Consider the following 15,430-nt stretch of genomic DNA (forward strand, 5'->3'; position numbering starts at 1 on the left):
GGACGCCGCCGCCCCGCCGTTGCGTTTCTTTCCTGCCCGTGCAGCCATGCCCGGCCCGACCTGTCGCCGCCCAACGCCATGATCGTCCGACGCTGCGGGTTCATTTAGCCGCATCCCATGAAGCAGTTGCTACTCGACGTTCTCGCCGCGCCGGCGCCGTCCCTGGAAAATTACGTTGCGGGGCCCAACACCGAGGCCCTGGCGAACCTGCGGGCGTTGCCGCCCGGCCGGGCGGTCTACCTGTGGGGACCGGCCGGATGCGGCCGCACCCACCTGCTGCGAGCCCTGTCGGACCGCCCCGAGGCACTGTACCTGGACAGCCGCAGCGCGGTGTCGGACTACCAGCGCACGGCCCAACCGGACGACACGGATGCCTGCCCGGCCCTGATCGCCATCGACGACCTGCACCTGCTCGACGAGCCGCGCCTGGCATGCGTCTTCACGCTGTACAACCGCTGGCGCGAATCCTCGGCCACCGCGATGGCGTTCTCGCTGATCGTTGCCGGCGAGCGCGCCCCGGCGCAACTCGAGATCCGCGAGGACCTGCGCACCCGGCTCGGGTGGGACCTCGTCTTCCGCCTGGAAGTTCTGTCCGACGCCGAAAAGACCGACGCCCTGGTCCGCCAGGCCGCCAGCCGGGGGATGCAGTTGGCGCCCGAGGTCATCAACTGGATACTCACCCACTACGAGCGCGATATGCGCCAGTTGTCCGCCCTGCTCGAGGCCCTGGACCGCTACTCGCTGGCCGCCAAGCGCCCCATCACCCTGCCGCTGCTGCGCGCCATGCTGGCCGAACAGCCTCAACCGACCTCCATTCAGTCGTATTCTTCGTTGTCATGACTTCCACCCAAGCGCCGCCCGCCCGTCTCGCCCTGTTCGACCTGGACCACACCCTGTTGCCGCTGGACAGCGATTATCAATGGGCCGATTTCCTCGCCCGCGGCGGCCACGTCGGCGATCCCGCGGCGGCCTGCGCCAAGAACGAAGAACTGATGCAGCGCTACGACGCAGGCAAGCTGACGGCCATGGAATCGGCCGAATTCATGCTGGGCCTGCTCGCGCGCAACACCCCTTACGACCTCGCGCTCTGGCACGAGGAGTTCATGGCCCGGATCATCCGCCCCGCCATCAGCGAACAGGCCATCGCGCTGGTGCGCGAGCACCTGGAGGCGGGAGACCTGTGCGCCATCGCCACCTCGACCAACTCATTCGTGACCGCCCCCATCGCGCGCGCATTCGGCATCCCCGTGCTGCTCGCCACCGAGCCGGAATATGTCGCGGGCCGATATACGGGCCGCATCCAGGGCATCCCCTGCTTCCGCGAAGGCAAGGTGGTGCGTGTCAACCAATGGCTGGCCCGGCATGGTTGGCAACTGGCCGATTTCCGGCAATCCTTTTTCTATAGCGACTCGATGAACGACGTCCCGCTGCTCGAGGCAGTCACCGACCCGGTCGCCACCAACCCGTCCGCGGCGCTGCGAGAATTGGCGCGGGACCGAGGCTGGCGCACAACGGATTTGTTCGCATGATCAAGAAGCTCATCAGCAAACTCTTTACCCCCCGGGCACCGCGCCCCATCCTGAGCGTCAAGCGGCATGCGCCGCTGCGCGTGCCCCAGACCCGGCACGGCATCGATCGCCGGCTGGTCTCGCGCCATGCGATCAAGGTCTGCGACGTCCTGCACGAGAACGGCTACCAGGCCTACATCGTCGGCGGCGCGGTACGCGACCTGATCGTGGGCGTGCAGCCCAAGGACTTCGACGTCGCCACCGACGCCACGCCCGAACAGATCCAACCCCTCTTTCGGCGCGCCCGCATCATCGGCCGGCGCTTCCGGCTGGTCCATGTCGTGTTCGGCCAGGAGATCATCGAGACCTCCACCTTCCGGGCCTCGGGCACGGACGAACAAACCACCGACGAACACGGGCGGATCCTGCGCGACAACGTCTTCGGCACACTGGAAGAAGATGCCGCCCGGCGCGATTTCACGCTCAACGCCCTTTACTATGATCCGGCCACCGAGATCGTCATCGACTACCACAATGGCGTGGCCGACCTGAAGAAAAAAGTGGTCAGCATCATCGGCGATGCGGCCAAGCGCTATCGCGAAGACCCGGTCCGCATGCTGCGCGGCGTGCGATTCGCGGCGAAGCTGGGCTTTACCATCGCCCCGGCCACGCAGGCGCCCATCCGCGAGATGGCGCACCTGATCGAGAACGTACCGGCCTCCCGGCTGTTCGACGAAATGCTCAAGATGCTGACCTGCGGCCACGCGCTCGAATGCCTGCGGCGCCTGCGGGCCGAGGGGCTGCACAAGGGCCTGCTGCCGCTGCTGGACGTGGTGCTGGAACAGCCGGATGGCGAACGTTTCGTGAAGCTCGCGCTGGAACGCACCGACCAGCGCGTACGCAGCGGAAAATCCGTCAGCCCCAGTTTCCTGTTCGCGGCGCTGCTCTGGCAACAGGTCAACCAGCGGTGGCAGCAGTACCGGGCCGAAGGGGAATTGCCCATGCCGGCATTGGGCATGGCGGTGGACTCGGTGCTGGACGACCAGACCGAAAAACTGGCCATCCAGCGCCGCTTCGTGTCCGATATGCGGGAAATCTGGTTCATGCAGCCCCGCTTCGAGCGCAGGCAGGGCAAGGCCGCCTGGCGCATGCTCGAGCAACCTCGCTTCCGCGCGGCGTGCGACTTCCTGCAGCTGCGCGCGGCGGCCGGCGAAGTCGACAGCGCCCTGGCCCAGTGGTGGATGGACTTGGCCGACGCCAGCGACTCCACCCGTGCCGCCATGCTGGAGGAACTCGCGCGCCAGCCCCGCGCGCCGGGAGAAGGGCCTGCCCGCAAGCGCCGCCGGCGCGGCGGCCGGTCACGCCAGGGCGGCGGCGGTGCCGAAGGCGGCCCGGAGCCCGCCGCCGGATGAGCGCGCCGGCCTGGCACACGGCTTGGGTGGCGCTGGGCGCCAACCTGGGCGATGCGCGGGGAACGCTGCAGCAGGCGCTGGACGAATTGCACGCCCATCCCGCCGTCCGGCGGGACGCGGTGTCGGGCTTCTACCGGACCGCTCCGGTGGACGCCAACGGCCCCGACTACATCAACGCGGCAATGCGCCTGCACACGACCCTGCCTCCCCTGGCCCTGCTGGACCTGCTCCAGGACATAGAACGGGCGCACGGCCGCCAACGCCCGTACCGCAATGCCCCGCGGACGCTGGACCTGGACCTGCTGGCCTACGACGACCTGCGTTTGGATACGCCGCGCCTCACACTGCCCCACCCGCGCATGCACGAGCGCGCCTTTGTCCTGCGTCCTCTGGCCGATATCGATCCCGACATGCTACTGCCGCAAGGACGCGTGGCCGACCTGCTGTCTGCGTGCGCGGACCAGCGCGTGCTGCCCTTGGAAAACTAGCTGCGCGCGTGCCACTGGCCGGCAGGCAAGCCGCCGCAGCGGCGGCCAGACGCGCTATCCTGGGGGAATCCGGCACCCTATCCGCGACACGCTGCCATGAATCCCATCCCCCTCTTCCCTCTCAGCCGAGCCCTCTACCCCGACGGCATCCTGCATCTGCGCGTTTTCGAGATCCGTTATCTCGACATGATCAAGCAATGCATTGCCGACCAGAGCGAGTTCGGCGTCGTCCCGCTATTGGCCGGCAGCGAGGTCCGTACGCCGGAAGGCAAGGAAATCCTCGCGGATTTCGGCACCATGGCGAAAATCGCGGCATGGGAGGCGCCCATGCCGGGCCTGCTGCAACTGCGCTGCGTGGGCGGGACCCGCTTTCGCCTGGTCTCCAGCGAACAACGCAAGTACGGTCTTTGGGTAGGACAGGTCGAACCGCAGGCCGACGATCCACCGGTTCCCATCCCGGACTTCCTGCAGCCCAGCGCCAATACACTGGGCCAGCTGATTGCCGAGCTCCAGCAGAACAGCGTGCCGGAGACGGACATGGCCATTGCCGCGCCTTTCCGCCTGGACGAATGCGGCTGGGTGGCCTACCGTTGGGCGGAACTGCTGCCGCTGCTTCCGCCGCAGCAACGGCACCTGCTGGCCGACGGCAATCCGCAAAGCCGGCTGACTCAGGTGCAGGACATCTTGAAACGCCGCAAGCTACTGGGCGATTGAGGAGCCTTGCGCCGGGCGCACGCCGATGGGGCGGCCGTCCAGGTAGGCAGCCACGCCCTGCACCGTGGCGCGGTAGAAGCCGGCCAGCGTATCGCGCGTGACATAGCCCAGATGAGGCGTCAGCACGACGTTCTCGAGCGTGGTGAAGGGATGTCCGGCGGGAAGCGGCTCGTGTTCGAATACGTCCAGTCCCGCGCCGCCGAGCCGGCCATGGACGAGTGCCTCGACCAATGCCGCTTCGTCCACGATCGCGCCACGGGCCGTGTTGATCAGAATGGCTTCGGGTTTCATCCAGCCGAGCTCTTGCGCCCCCACCAGATGGCGGGACCGCTCGCTCAGTACGACATGAATGCTCAGGACATCCGCCTGGCGGAACAAGCTGTCCTTGTCCACGCGTTCGACATGGAAGGCCGCCGCCGCGTCCGAGGTCAGGTTGGGACTCCACGCGATCACCCGCATGCCGAAGGCCCGGCCGATGGCCGCCATGCGCTGCCCCACCCGCCCGAGCCCGAGCAGCCCCAGCGTCTTGCCATCGAGCAGCATGCCGGCCGTATGTTGCCATCCCCCTTCGCGCATGTGCCGGTCTTCGCGGGCGATGTGGCGTGCCGTCGCCAGTATCAGGCCCCAGGCCAGCTCGGGCGTGGCATTGGAACCCTCTACCGCCGACGAGACGTGCGAGACCACGATGCCCCGCTCCACCGCCGCCTCCAGATCGAGCGTCCGGTGCGCCTTGCCGGTGACGGTCATGAACTCCAGCTTGGGCAGCCGCTCCAGCAAGGCCCGCGGCATGGGCGTGCGTTCGCGCAAATGGCACAGGATATGGTAGGGAGCCAGCACGCGAGCGGCCTCGTCCGGAACCTCCAGCTTGCGGTCGATGACATCGATCCGGCAGCGATCCTGCAACACCGACCAATCCGCGGACTTCAACGATAGATGCAGGTAGTCATCCAGGATGGCGAGCCGCTTCATGGCAGTTGCAGGACGCCGACGTCCCCCTCGATCGAAAATCTGGTGCCGAACGGCCGCGACAACCGCGCCATTCGATCCAGGATGCGGCGCGCCGATTCGCCCCGCGCGAGCATCGGGCGCCCGCGCTGCGCACGCGGCCTGCCGAAGCCCATGTCGACAGGGTACAAATGCACCGCCGCCAGTTTTCCTGCCTCGAACTGGCAGGTGGCGAGGCAGCCTTCCCAGAACTCCCGGGCCGCCGGAAATCCGCGCGTATCGTTGCCGGTCCGGGCATCGAGGAACTCGGACGGCGTGGCCTCCGTACCGAGTCCGAAGCGGCCATAGGCTTCGGCAGGAAAGGCACCGATCGTTTCGTTCTGGAAAATGAAGTTGCCGAGACTGTAGAAAATCGGCGCGCCGCGATACACCTCCACCCCCATGGTCAGGTGCGGTCCATGACCGGCCACGACATGGGCGCCCGCCTCGACGGCGGCATGGGCAAAGGCCACGGCAAAGTCCGCCGACTCTTCCAGTTCGACGTCCGTCGGCGCGGTCCGCCTGCCCGCACTGCCGAACTCATGACAATGGAAAGAAAAAACTACCCAGTCCGCCTGCTTGCGGGCCTCGCGTATCCAACGCAGATTCGCTTCGGCGTCCTGGGGATCGACCCGGGTCGACATGCCGAATGCGTTGCCCCGGCGGAATTTGGCACCCAGCAGGGCCACGCTGTCCTCGTCGCTCCGGGGGACTTCATGCGGTGCATAGAACTGGGAACGATGGCGCACCTGTTCTTGCGCCAGCCCCAACTCTTCGCTGATGCGCTTCAAGGCCTCGAGCGCCGCGTCGTCCACGGTGTACGAAGTGGAAAATCCCAAGGGATTGATGCCGGGCCGGCCGGCGCTGTCCGAACGCGCATCGGCCGCCCGATTCCACGGCCGGAAGAATGAGGTCGCGGACACCAGCCCTATCCTCCCCGCGCCCGTTTCCAGGTAGCCCGGCCGCCGCGCTTCGGTCAAGGTGCGCCCGGCTCCCGAGTACGGGATGCCTGCCTGCTCCAGGTGAGCGAGGCTGGCCAGGACGCCGGATACGCCGTAGTCCGTTGCATGGTTGTTCGCCACGGAAACGATATCGACGCCCATCCATTTCAAATCCTCCAGCAAGGCCGGAGGGGTGCTCATCGGCGTCCCCTGCGTGAAATTGGGAACGCCCTCGTGGGCGTGCCGCACCGTGGTCTCCAGATTGCCGAAGCTGGCGTCGGCCCCGCGCAGCAGCTCGACCAGCGCCAGGTACTCCTGTTCGGCATAAGGCCGCAACGCTCGCGACAACATCATGTCGCCGACCAACGCCAGCTTGATCCGGCCCTGCTCCGCCTCATAAAGCATATGCGGCCTCCGCGCTATTCGATGCTTCCCACCGTTTCGTAGATCAGCTTGCCGGTGCGCGAGGGGAATCCTCCCCGCACGGCCCCGGGCCGGCCATCGCGGTAAATCGTACCCAGCGCGGGACTCAGCGGCCGGCTATTGGGCACCGCTAGCCACATCCGCAGCAAATGGCGCTTTCTTTCCGGTTCGTCGTAGTCCTCGAACTGGGTGCGCGAATGCAGCATGACGTGGTTGTTCAGGAACTGCAGGTCGCCCGGCTGAAACATCATCGAGAAATGAAAGTCGGTGCTGGCCGCCAGGCTGTCCAGCAGGTCCAGCGCCTCCTCCTGCCGGGGAGTCAGCCTCGGGACATCGGGAAAACGCTGTGCCGAGCGGATATGCGTGCGCACATAGCGGCACGAGAACTTGCCTTCGTGCACCGTGAAGATGGGCTGCTGGTAGTAAGGAAGCTGCCCGGGCTCCTCCTGTCCCTGCCAGCTCCAATAGAAAGGCTCGTACAGCACATCCAGAAGGTCCGGACGAACGCGCGCAATCTCGTTGTGGATGGCCTGCGAGCTGGCAATCATGCTCAACCCGCCGCTCTTGGCGGTGCGCAGCACGAACAGCCCGACCACGTCGCAACTGTCCGTGTGATAGGTCAGCTTCTGGTTGGAGGTATAGCCCCGGCCCTGCGGACTGTTGATGTCTATGTTGAGGTTGCGTACGTCGCCCAGGATGTCGCCGCGCGCGCTCTGGGAAACCGCCGTCCCCAGGTGCTTGCCCAGGCCCCAGTAGATGATGCGCAGGTCGTCCTTCCCGTAGCGCTCGGCCGGGAACCCGCGCAACAGCTGCAGGCCCGGGCCGTTCTCCAGGCGGTCGCGGGTATGGTCGATCAACGCGGCAACCGTCGGCAGCGGGAAATCCTCGCGGGTCATGGTCTCGATGGTCTTGCCCAGGCTGCGCACGTTGCGCAGCGCCCCATCGATCTCCGCGATGTTCTCCGCCGTGAACTCGTAGATCCACGACTTGTCGTCCTTCATTTCCGGCCCCCGCCAGTTGGCCGGTCCCATGATCGCTTCACGCATTGCTTGCACTCCTTGGATCGGCGGCTACGTCCGCATCGAGACGGTGCCCGCCCTACGGCGTCAGGCCGCATCAATCGACATTGATGCCGGTCGAACGAATGACCTTGCTCCAGCGTTCCACTTCTTCCTTGGTAAAGCGGGCCGCCTCGCCAGGATTGCTGGCAATCAGATCGCGCGCATCCAGGCCCTTGAGATCCTTGCCGGCACCGTCGCCGATCAGCACGTCGTGCACCGCGGCGGCCAGCTTGGCGGCGACCTCGGGAGGCGTTCCCGGCGGCGCCGCCATGCCGGTCCACGACACCGAGATGAACCCCGGCAGCGATTCCGTCAACGTGGGAACGTCGGGCAGCGCGGGATGGCGCTTTTCCCCGCCGACCGCCAGCACGCGCAGCTTGCCTTCCTTGATCTGCGGCAACGCCGTGGCCAAGCCCTGGAACATGACGTCCACCTGGCCGGCCAGCAGGTCGGCGTAGGCCGGGGGGCCGCCTTTATAGGGAATATGGACCATGTCTATGCCCGTCATCATCTTGAGGAGCTCGCCCGCAAGGTGCGGCGTGGAGCCCGTTCCGCCGGAAGCGAAGTTGAGCTTGCCCGGATGCGCCTTGGCATAGGCAATCAATTCCTTCAGGGATTTGGCCGGCACCTTGGGATGGACGAGCAGCACGTTGGGATTGGCCGCAATGATCGACACCGGAACCATTTGCGCGGGGTCGTAGGCGAGCTGCCGGTACAGGCTTTTGTTGATTGCCAGCGGCCCGGGCGGAGAAACGAGCAGCGTATGGCCATCGGGTTCTGCGCGATAGACGGCCTCGGCCCCGATGTTGCCGCTCGCGCCCGAACGGTTCTCGACAATGACCGACTGGCCCCATTTTTGTTGCAGGCCTTCTCCGACGATGCGCGCCAGCGTATCGGCCGCGCCACCGGCGGGCACGGGCACGATGATGCGTATCATCTTGGAGGGATAGTCCGCCGCCATCGCGGCACAGGGGAAAATCAGCGATACGGCTGTCAATAGCCGGCGCACCATGTACTTGGGCATAAGCATCGTCTCCGTTGTTGGCGCTTTTACTGCGCCTCTTCTAGCCGTCATTTCGCCGAGGCAAAACGGGCGCTCCCGCTCCGCCTCAGGCCTCCAGCACTTGGCCGGGCTGCTCGCCGCCGCCCAGCACCACAGGCGCACTTTGAAACCAATGCCCATCTTCGGTGGCCAGATGCGCGGAAAAAATCGCCAGACTGCCGGCCGGCAGCGGCCACAGCACTTCGTCCTGGGTACGCACCAGACTCAGCGGCTGCGCACCGATGCAGGCCTCCAATGTCCAGCGTCCCCCGCTCGCGGGCACCGCGTCAACGGCATCCGCGCCGCGTTCGGCCAGACGAAGCAGGCTGTCGCGGAACCAGGCCTGGGCCCCCTCCCAGGCCTGAGGGCGAGGTCCGTGGCTAAAGCTGCGTCCGGCACGGACCCAATAGCCTTTGTAGGCCACCGACAGCTCGAGCGCGTAGGCCTGGCCCAGCGGCCGCCCGCCTTCCAGCCGCATCAAGGCGGCGCCCCGCGCCAGATCGGGTGCCATGCGGTGCAGGACCTCTTCCGCTCCGTCTGCCCGGGCCGATGCCTCGACCGCGCTGGCGATCTGCGACGTGCTTCGGGCCATGCCCGGCGCCGCGGCCAGCGCCCGCACGGCGATCTCCCACGCCCGCCGCGCGAGGGCCAACTCGGCTACGCCACACGGCTGGCGCAGCGAGGCGTATACCCGCGTCGCATCCGCCACCGCCGCCTCGCCCCATTGCGCGAGCAAGGGCATGGCGACGGAGGCAGGCAGCGCATCCAGGCCGATCACGCCTATGCGGGTACCCGTCGCCACGCCCTTGTCCGCCAACATCTGCAGCACGCTGCTGGCGAGCCGCGGCGCCGACACCAGATCCCCCAGGTGGGAGACTTCGCGTATCCATCCGTGCACGCGAGGGGTCAACGCGGCCAACAGCACGGGCTTGCCCCGGGGGAGCACCAGCAACATGGCCTCGCTCCAATAAGGCGTGAAATTGGTCAGCCAGTGGACGGCCGCCGGTTCGGCAAAGGAGGTGTAGGCCAGCACGGCGCCCCATCCTTCCTGCTCCATGGCCGCCTGCAGCCGGGCCACCCGTTCATCCAGTACCGAGGCCGGCAGTTCTTCCTGCGACCAACTCATCAGTCCGCGACGCATAGAACGAATCTCTCCGTATGCCAGTCAGATCACGCGGGGCCGGCGGCCGGGCCGCGCAGGGCTCGCGGCGTGCGGGTCAAGACCCTGCAGCCGGTGTCGGTCACGCGCACGGTGTCGCCCAGTACGATGTAGCCCGCGACGGGATGGTAGGTATTGGGATGGACCACCAGGGTCATGTCGGGCTCGAGCACCAGATCCACGTCTTCCAGCACATGCGGACCGTCCACGTACAAACCCATGCCGTGCCCGCGAACACGCGTGTACTTGGACGTGACGTACTCACCGAGCCCATGGCGGCGGAATACATCGTTCTGGGCGCGGGCCACATCGCCATGGGTCGCCCCCGGGCGGACCGCCGCGATACCGGCCTCCAACGCCTCGACGAACACGGCGTAGGCGTCCAGCTGCTCGCGGGTGGGCGGCCCCAGGACCAGCGTCCTGCAGATCTGCGCGTAATAGCCGTCCACGCAAGGCGTCAATTCGGTGGTAACGAGATCACCCGGCGCCAGGCGGCGTTCTCCCGGCGGCCGCATGGTGCGGACTTCCTTGCCGCCCGACCCCATGATCATGAAATTCTCGGGGCAACCTTGCGCGCGTAGCCACGCTTCGAGTTCGCCCACCAGTTCGAACTCCTGCCTGCCCACGCGGGCCGCGGCGCGGAAGACCTCGTAGCCGGCATCGGCCAGCTCCACCGCGCGTTCGACGGCATCGGCCTCGGCTGCCGACTTGCGTACCATCAATCCATCCAGCATCGCCGTCGTGCGCAGCATGGAGCTGCCTACCGCGCTGCCCGCCAGCAGCGAGGGGGTCGACGGGGCCGGAGCCAGGCCGGTACGGGTGGGATCTGCCGCATCCAATTCCCGGCGGGCACGGGGCAGCAGCTCATGCGTCCATTCCACATGCAGTCCCGGCTGCTCGGCCGCCAGGCGTTCGGCCTCGGCAGGGGTGTCGACCAGCAACCGTACGCCGGCACCGGAGAAAAAGGCCACCGCCTGCCCTTCCATGGGCGTGATATCCAGCACGAACCGCAGGTAATCGCTGCGCCACGCATTCCCGGTCACGACCAGCAAGTCCATGCCGGCCCGTTCCATGGCTGTTCGCAAACGACCTGCCCGTTCTTCCCTGAGCAATGCACTCATGCGTGTCTCGGCTCCACAGCGCGGCCGAAGCTGGCCGGCATCATCGTTATCGCGGCCCGGTCATGGCCAAGCCGTCTCGCGAGACAGAATACGTAGGAGGGATATAGACATCAAATACATTTTTTTGCGCCAGTTATCTGAAATATTGATATCCTGGCGGCTCCTTTTTTGCCGCCTCCGCCCGTGAACCTGCGCGCCCTCAAACGTTTTCTCGCCATCGCGGAACTCGGCAGCATCAACAAGGCCGCCGCGCATCTGAACGTCTCCCAGCCATCGCTCACCAAGGACTTGCAAGAACTGGAAGAGGCACTCGGGGTAGCGCTGTTCACCCGGACTGCCCGGGGTGTCAGCCTGACCGCCTTCGGCGAGACGATCTACACGCGTGCCAAGCTGGTCGACGCCGAGCTGCGCAAGCTGGAAAACGAAGCGCGTGCCCTGCGGGAAGTCTCCATGGGCGAAGTGAACGTGGGCGTCGTGCCGGGTTTCCTGCAGAACCAGGTGTTGCCCAAGGCCACGCTCAACCTGGCAAGAGATGCGCGGCGGCTGACGGTGAACTACCAGTTTGGCCACCGCTCCAGCATGCTGGGCCCCCTATTGCGCGGCGATCTGGATTTCGCCATTGTGGGGATCGAGGATGACGAATACGCCGACGAACTGGTTTCCGAGCCGCTCTTCCCGGACCGCAACGCCCTCTTCGTCCGCTCAGACCATCCCATACTGGGCACCTTCGACGGCAGCGCGCGGCACCTTGCCGACTATCCGTGGCTGGTCTTGTCCGAATGCTCGCAGCTGGAGCAGATGCTACGGCGAACCGTCAGGGCCCAGGGCACGCCGTTTGCCCATAACGTCATCCGGACGGATTCGTTCTACTTCTTCCGCTCCACGCTGGTAGCGAGCGACTGCATAGGCTTGACCCGGTACGATTCGGCACGGCTGGAGAAAGACACCGGGAACGTGGTGGAACTCCCGCTGCATGCCTCGATCCGGGCGCAGCTGCTGGGCACCCACACCATTGGCATCGTCTATCGGCGGGATACCGCGCTGTCGATCGCCAGCCAGGCCCTGATCAAGGAAATACGCAGCCTGACCGACGAGGCGCTGGAGCTGGAGTTTTCGCTGCGCGAGAAAAACCGGACCGCCCGGCCGGGTGCGCGCCGCGTCCGCCGCGCGGCGAAGCAAAGTACCGCCTAGCGCCACGCGCCGTGGGCGCTCAATCCTCGAACAAGATGCGCCATTGCGCCAGCTTCTGCTCGAAGCTGTACATCGCCGCCGCGGGCGACGAAGAAGGAAGCCGGTAGACCCGGTAGCCATGCTCGGCCAGATGCCGGCCGAGCTTCCATGACAGGCCGCCGTTGAATCCTATGCGCGAGAGCGCGGGAGCATGTTCGCGCAGATAGGCGGCGAGCGGGTTGACCCGGGCGTCGGTGACGGACGCATCCAGGCTGCCTTCGCGCCGGCAACTGGCCACCACATCCCAGATCCCCACACCCCGTTCGAGCACGGCATCCAGGCGGTCGGCATACGGCAACGCCGCCAGGTCGAACCCGAGGCAGGCGCCCAGCAGCCGCCAGAACTGGTTGCGCGGATGGGCGTAGTACCGGCCCTCCGCAAGCGACGCGACGCCTGGGAAACTGCCCAGGATGAGCACGGAGGTATGGCCGGCCAGCACCGGCGGAAAGCCGCTGAGCGGGGAAGCCGGCAGGGAAGGCAAGCGCTGCGTCATGCTGCCCGCGACAGCGCCGGCGCCAGGGACCGCGCCCATTTCCTGGCCGGCAGGCCGTACCGGCGCTCGACCTCGTCGGCGCGGGCCAGCAGAGTCTGCGCGTCGATATCCAGCGGCGGACCGGCAAGCGCGATCGCAACGCGATTGCCTTCCTCGATCTCGGGCAGCAGCAACACCCGTCCTTCGAACGCTTCCTCCAGATTGCGCCGGTTGTATTCGAAACTCTGGTGTGCGCCGAAAAGGTTGACGGTCACCACACCGGCCTGCTGCGCGTGGGCGCTGACGACTTGCCGGCATCCCCGGTAGAACGCCACCGAATCCCGCACCGGACCGCGCGCCTCGTGATCGTACAAATCCACCATCAACGCGCGGCAACTGCCGCGATGGGCGATATCACGCACCCACTCGCCGGCATCGGCGTGGATGACGCGGAAACGGTCGCCGTCAGGCGGAAGCCGGAAATAGGCGCGGCAAGCCGCCGTCACACGAGGATTCCATTCCACCGCGAGCACGGGGCTTTCCGTGTTTTTGAGACAGAACCGCGCCAGCGATCCGGCCCCCAGGCCCAGCGTGCCGATGGCCTCCGGTCCCCCGGGGGGATCGAGAAACAACAGCCACGCCATCATCTGGCGGGTATATTCCAGCACCAGCGAAAACGGGCTGCGAAGCCGCATCGCGCCCTGTATCCATGGGCTGCCGAAGTGAAGGTAACGTATGCCCTCGTCTTCCGAAAACGTGGGTTCGTCGAGCTCGCTCGGGCCGGCTGCGGCGGGCCGGCTCCGCTGCGGCTGACGGCGGCCGCGGCTCAAGACCGGCCGAGGAGCAGGCTGTTCATCCGGCGCACGAAGGCCGCCGGGTCTTCCAGGGTCGCCCCCTCGGCGAGCAACGCCTGGTCCAGCAACAGCTTGGCCCACTGCTCGAAATCCCCGTCCTCCGCCTGCTTGATGCGCTCGATCAGCGCGTGGCGAGGATTGACCTCGAGAATGGGCCGCGACTCGGGCGTGGCCTGGCCCGCCGCCTTGAGCAGGCGCTGCAGGTGCTGGCTCATGTCCTGGTCGTCCACGACCACGCAGGCCGGCGAATCGACCAGCCGGAAAGTGACGCGCACCTCCTTGACCGCATCGCCCAGCGCCGCCTTGATCCGTTCGACCACGGGCTTGAACTCTTCCGAGACCTCGGCCTGCTGCTTTTTCTCTTCCTCGTCCGCCAGCGCGCCGAGATCCAGCCCGCCCTTCGCAATGGAAACAAGCGGCTTGCCCTCGAACTCGCGAAGAAAGGACAGCATCCACTCATCGATGCGGTCCGTGAGCAACAGCACCTCGATCCCCTTCTTGCGGAAGATTTCCAGATGCGGGCTGCTGCTGGCCGCGGCAAACGTTTCCGCCGTCACGTAGTAGATCTTGTCCTGGCCGTCTTTCATGCGCGAGACATAGTCTGCGAGCGATACCGTCTGCTCGGCCGTGCCGTCGTGGGTAGAGGCGAAACGCAGCAGCTTGAGGATACGCTCCATATTGGTCGCGTCTTCTCCCACGCCTTCCTTGAGCACCTGGCCGAACTCCCTCCAGAAACCCGCGTAGTCTTCCTTGCGGTTCTCGGCCAGGTCTTCCAGCAGGCCCAGCACGCGCTTGGCGCTGCCTTCGCGGATAACCCGTACGTCGCGGCTTTCCTGGAGGATCTCGCGCGACACATTGAGCGGCAGGTCTGCCGAGTCGATCACGCCCCGCACGAAACGCAGATAGGCAGGCAGCAACTGCTCGGCGTCATCCATGATGAAGACGCGCTTGACGTACAGCTTCACGCCGTGCTTGCGTTGACGGTCCCAGAGATCGAACGGGGCGCGCTTGGGCACATACAACAACTGCGTGTATTCGCTGCGGCCTTCCACGCGGTTGTGGGTCCAGGCCAGCGGTTCCTCGAAGTCGTGCGCCACGTGCTTGTAGAACTCGGCGTACTGCTCGTTGCTGATCTCGGACTTGTTCCGGGTCCAGAGCGCGCTGGCCTGGTTGACCGTTTCCTCCTCGTCCTTGACCACATGTGCCGACTTCTCGGCATCCCACTCCTCTTTGTTCATGCGGATAGGAATGGAGATGTGGTCGGAATAGCGACGCAGGATGTCACGCAGCTTCCAGGACGAGAGAAACTCGTCCTCGCCTTCGCGCAGGGTCAGCACGATATCGGTGCCGCGCCCCGGCTTCTCGGCGGCCGAGATGGTGAACTCGCCGTCGCCGGCCGATTCCCAACGTATCGCCTGATCGGCAGGCAGCCCGGCGCGGCGGCTGATCACCGTCACGTTCTGCGCGACGATGAACGACGAATAAAAGCCCACGCCGAACTGGCCGATGAGCTGCGCGTCCTTCTGCTTGTCGCCGGTCAGTTGCTGGAAGAATTCACGCGTGCCCGAACGGGCGATGGTGCCGAGGTTCGCGATGGCCTCGTCGCGGGTCATGCCTATGCCGTTGTCTGAAATCGTGATGGTCCGCGCGGCCTTGTCGTAGCCGACGCGGATGGCCATCTCGCCTTCGCCTTCCAGCAGCTCCGGGCGGTCGATGGCCTCGAAACGCAGTTTGTCGCAGGCGTCCGAAGCGTTGGAAACCAGCTCGCGCAGGAAGATCTCTTTGTTGCTGTACAGCGAATGGATCATCAAGTGCAGCAACTGCTTGACTTCAGTCTGGAAACCCAGGGTCTCGGAGGTATTTGCGGTTTGAGTCATAGCGGCGATTCAAAGGAACGAAACAGGCTGGCGTACAAAATAGGGACGCCAGGCCGATTTTCAAGCATGTCGGCGACGAACGCGTCGAGGAAGGGCCAACCAGGAAGACACCGCGGGGCCAGCCCCGGTGCCTTGGCATGCAAC

15 protein-coding genes are annotated in these 15,430 nt (G+C 66.0%); 6 read left to right on the top strand and 9 right to left on the bottom strand.

The features are described from left to right. Window positions 1-117 precede the first annotated feature (117 nt). The 5 genes from hda to QHC78_RS02065 all read left to right on the top strand — a co-directional run bounded on the left by hda (window position 118) and on the right by QHC78_RS02065 (window position 4,122). A complete protein-coding gene (gene hda / locus QHC78_RS02045; RefSeq protein WP_319742212.1) occupies window positions 118-840 on the top strand; it encodes a DnaA regulatory inactivator Hda in 723 nt (240 codons plus the stop codon). Next, the gene (locus QHC78_RS02050) at window positions 837-1,529 is read left to right on the top strand and encodes an HAD family hydrolase (protein WP_319742213.1); all 693 of its coding nucleotides are present in this window, start codon (window positions 837-839) and stop codon (window positions 1,527-1,529) included. The genes hda and QHC78_RS02050 overlap by 4 nt, the downstream gene beginning before the upstream one ends. Next, a complete protein-coding gene (gene pcnB, locus QHC78_RS02055) occupies window positions 1,526-2,920 on the top strand; it encodes a polynucleotide adenylyltransferase PcnB (protein WP_319742214.1) in 1,395 nt (464 codons plus the stop codon). The genes QHC78_RS02050 and pcnB overlap by 4 nt, the downstream gene beginning before the upstream one ends. Further along, window positions 2,917-3,408 carry a 2-amino-4-hydroxy-6-hydroxymethyldihydropteridine diphosphokinase gene (folK, locus tag QHC78_RS02060; RefSeq protein ID WP_319742215.1) on the top strand — a complete coding sequence of 164 codons (492 nt, stop codon included), beginning with the start codon at window positions 2,917-2,919 and terminating at the stop codon, window positions 3,406-3,408. Before pcnB ends, folK begins: the two co-directional genes overlap by 4 nt. Before the next feature lie 96 nt (window positions 3,409-3,504). Beyond that, window positions 3,505-4,122, top strand: coding sequence for an LON peptidase substrate-binding domain-containing protein (locus QHC78_RS02065; RefSeq protein WP_319742216.1), 618 nt, complete (start codon window positions 3,505-3,507; stop codon window positions 4,120-4,122). Here QHC78_RS02065 and QHC78_RS02070 read toward each other — a convergent pair. The 6 genes from QHC78_RS02070 to QHC78_RS02095 form a co-directional block, all read right to left on the bottom strand. After that, window positions 4,108-5,091 (bottom strand): D-2-hydroxyacid dehydrogenase family protein, encoded by a 984-nt coding sequence (locus QHC78_RS02070; protein WP_319742218.1) that lies wholly within the window; start codon window positions 5,089-5,091, stop codon window positions 4,108-4,110. The two genes, QHC78_RS02065 and QHC78_RS02070, sit on opposite strands and share 15 nt — an antisense overlap. Beyond that, window positions 5,088-6,452 (bottom strand): CapA family protein, encoded by a 1,365-nt coding sequence (locus QHC78_RS02075; protein WP_319742219.1) that lies wholly within the window; start codon window positions 6,450-6,452, stop codon window positions 5,088-5,090. The genes QHC78_RS02070 and QHC78_RS02075 overlap by 4 nt, the downstream gene beginning before the upstream one ends. Before the next feature lie 14 nt (window positions 6,453-6,466). After that, window positions 6,467-7,516 (bottom strand): TauD/TfdA family dioxygenase, encoded by a 1,050-nt coding sequence (locus QHC78_RS02080; protein ID WP_319742220.1) that lies wholly within the window; start codon window positions 7,514-7,516, stop codon window positions 6,467-6,469. Between the two features lie 70 nt (window positions 7,517-7,586). Next, window positions 7,587-8,555, bottom strand: a complete 969-nt coding sequence (locus QHC78_RS02085; protein ID WP_319742221.1) for a Bug family tripartite tricarboxylate transporter substrate binding protein — start codon at window positions 8,553-8,555, stop codon at window positions 7,587-7,589. Window positions 8,556-8,640: 85 nt separating this feature from the next. Further along, the gene (locus tag QHC78_RS02090) at window positions 8,641-9,699 is read right to left on the bottom strand and encodes an aminopeptidase P family N-terminal domain-containing protein (protein WP_319742222.1); all 1,059 of its coding nucleotides are present in this window, start codon (window positions 9,697-9,699) and stop codon (window positions 8,641-8,643) included. Window positions 9,700-9,743: 44 nt separating this feature from the next. Next, a complete protein-coding gene (locus QHC78_RS02095) occupies window positions 9,744-10,853 on the bottom strand; it encodes a M24 family metallopeptidase (RefSeq protein WP_319742223.1) in 1,110 nt (369 codons plus the stop codon). 183 nt (window positions 10,854-11,036) lie between these two features. On the opposite strand from QHC78_RS02095, the gene QHC78_RS02100 reads away from it, so the two are divergent. Further along, the gene (locus tag QHC78_RS02100) at window positions 11,037-12,044 is read left to right on the top strand and encodes a LysR family transcriptional regulator (protein WP_319742224.1); all 1,008 of its coding nucleotides are present in this window, start codon (window positions 11,037-11,039) and stop codon (window positions 12,042-12,044) included. A gap of 19 nt (window positions 12,045-12,063) precedes the next feature. Here QHC78_RS02100 and QHC78_RS02105 read toward each other — a convergent pair whose 3' ends face one another. From QHC78_RS02105 to htpG, 3 genes are all read right to left on the bottom strand, one after another. Next, window positions 12,064-12,576: a DNA-deoxyinosine glycosylase gene (locus QHC78_RS02105; RefSeq protein ID WP_319742225.1), complete on the bottom strand. Its 513-nt coding sequence runs from the start codon at window positions 12,574-12,576 to the stop codon at window positions 12,064-12,066. Beyond that, entirely contained in the window at window positions 12,573-13,250 is a 678-nt protein-coding gene (locus tag QHC78_RS02110; protein WP_319742226.1) for a class I SAM-dependent methyltransferase, read from the bottom strand. Before QHC78_RS02110 ends, QHC78_RS02105 begins: the two co-directional genes overlap by 4 nt. 131 nt (window positions 13,251-13,381) lie before the next feature. After that, window positions 13,382-15,286 carry a molecular chaperone HtpG gene (gene htpG, locus QHC78_RS02115; RefSeq protein ID WP_319742228.1) on the bottom strand — a complete coding sequence of 635 codons (1,905 nt, stop codon included), beginning with the start codon at window positions 15,284-15,286 and terminating at the stop codon, window positions 13,382-13,384. Window positions 15,287-15,430: the final 144 nt, after the last annotated feature.

This window comes from Pigmentiphaga sp., from assembly GCF_033795525.1.
Classification (GTDB): Bacteria; Pseudomonadota; Gammaproteobacteria; order Burkholderiales; family Burkholderiaceae_B; genus Pigmentiphaga.

Excerpts from the sequence above, each read along its gene's own strand:
- QHC78_RS02105 (WP_319742225.1), bottom strand. The coding sequence starts at position 12,576 with ATGACGCAGCGCTTGCCTTCCCTGCCGGCTTCCCCGCTCAGCGGCTTT.
- QHC78_RS02110 (WP_319742226.1), bottom strand. The coding sequence starts at position 13,250 with ATGCGGCTTCGCAGCCCGTTTTCGCTGGTGCTGGAATATACCCGCCAG.
- QHC78_RS02065 (WP_319742216.1), top strand. The coding sequence starts at position 3,505 with ATGAATCCCATCCCCCTCTTCCCTCTCAGCCGAGCCCTCTACCCCGAC.
- QHC78_RS02085 (WP_319742221.1), bottom strand. The coding sequence starts at position 8,555 with ATGCCCAAGTACATGGTGCGCCGGCTATTGACAGCCGTATCGCTGATT.
- pcnB (WP_319742214.1), top strand. The coding sequence starts at position 1,526 with ATGATCAAGAAGCTCATCAGCAAACTCTTTACCCCCCGGGCACCGCGC.
- QHC78_RS02095 (WP_319742223.1), bottom strand. The coding sequence starts at position 10,853 with ATGAGTGCATTGCTCAGGGAAGAACGGGCAGGTCGTTTGCGAACAGCC.
- htpG (WP_319742228.1), bottom strand. The coding sequence starts at position 15,286 with ATGACTCAAACCGCAAATACCTCCGAGACCCTGGGTTTCCAGACTGAA.
- QHC78_RS02075 (WP_319742219.1), bottom strand. The coding sequence starts at position 6,452 with ATGCTTTATGAGGCGGAGCAGGGCCGGATCAAGCTGGCGTTGGTCGGC.
- folK (WP_319742215.1), top strand. The coding sequence starts at position 2,917 with ATGAGCGCGCCGGCCTGGCACACGGCTTGGGTGGCGCTGGGCGCCAAC.
- QHC78_RS02050 (WP_319742213.1), top strand. The coding sequence starts at position 837 with ATGACTTCCACCCAAGCGCCGCCCGCCCGTCTCGCCCTGTTCGACCTG.
- QHC78_RS02090 (WP_319742222.1), bottom strand. The coding sequence starts at position 9,699 with ATGAGTTGGTCGCAGGAAGAACTGCCGGCCTCGGTACTGGATGAACGG.
- QHC78_RS02080 (WP_319742220.1), bottom strand. The coding sequence starts at position 7,516 with ATGCGTGAAGCGATCATGGGACCGGCCAACTGGCGGGGGCCGGAAATG.
- hda (WP_319742212.1), top strand. The coding sequence starts at position 118 with ATGAAGCAGTTGCTACTCGACGTTCTCGCCGCGCCGGCGCCGTCCCTG.
- QHC78_RS02070 (WP_319742218.1), bottom strand. The coding sequence starts at position 5,091 with ATGAAGCGGCTCGCCATCCTGGATGACTACCTGCATCTATCGTTGAAG.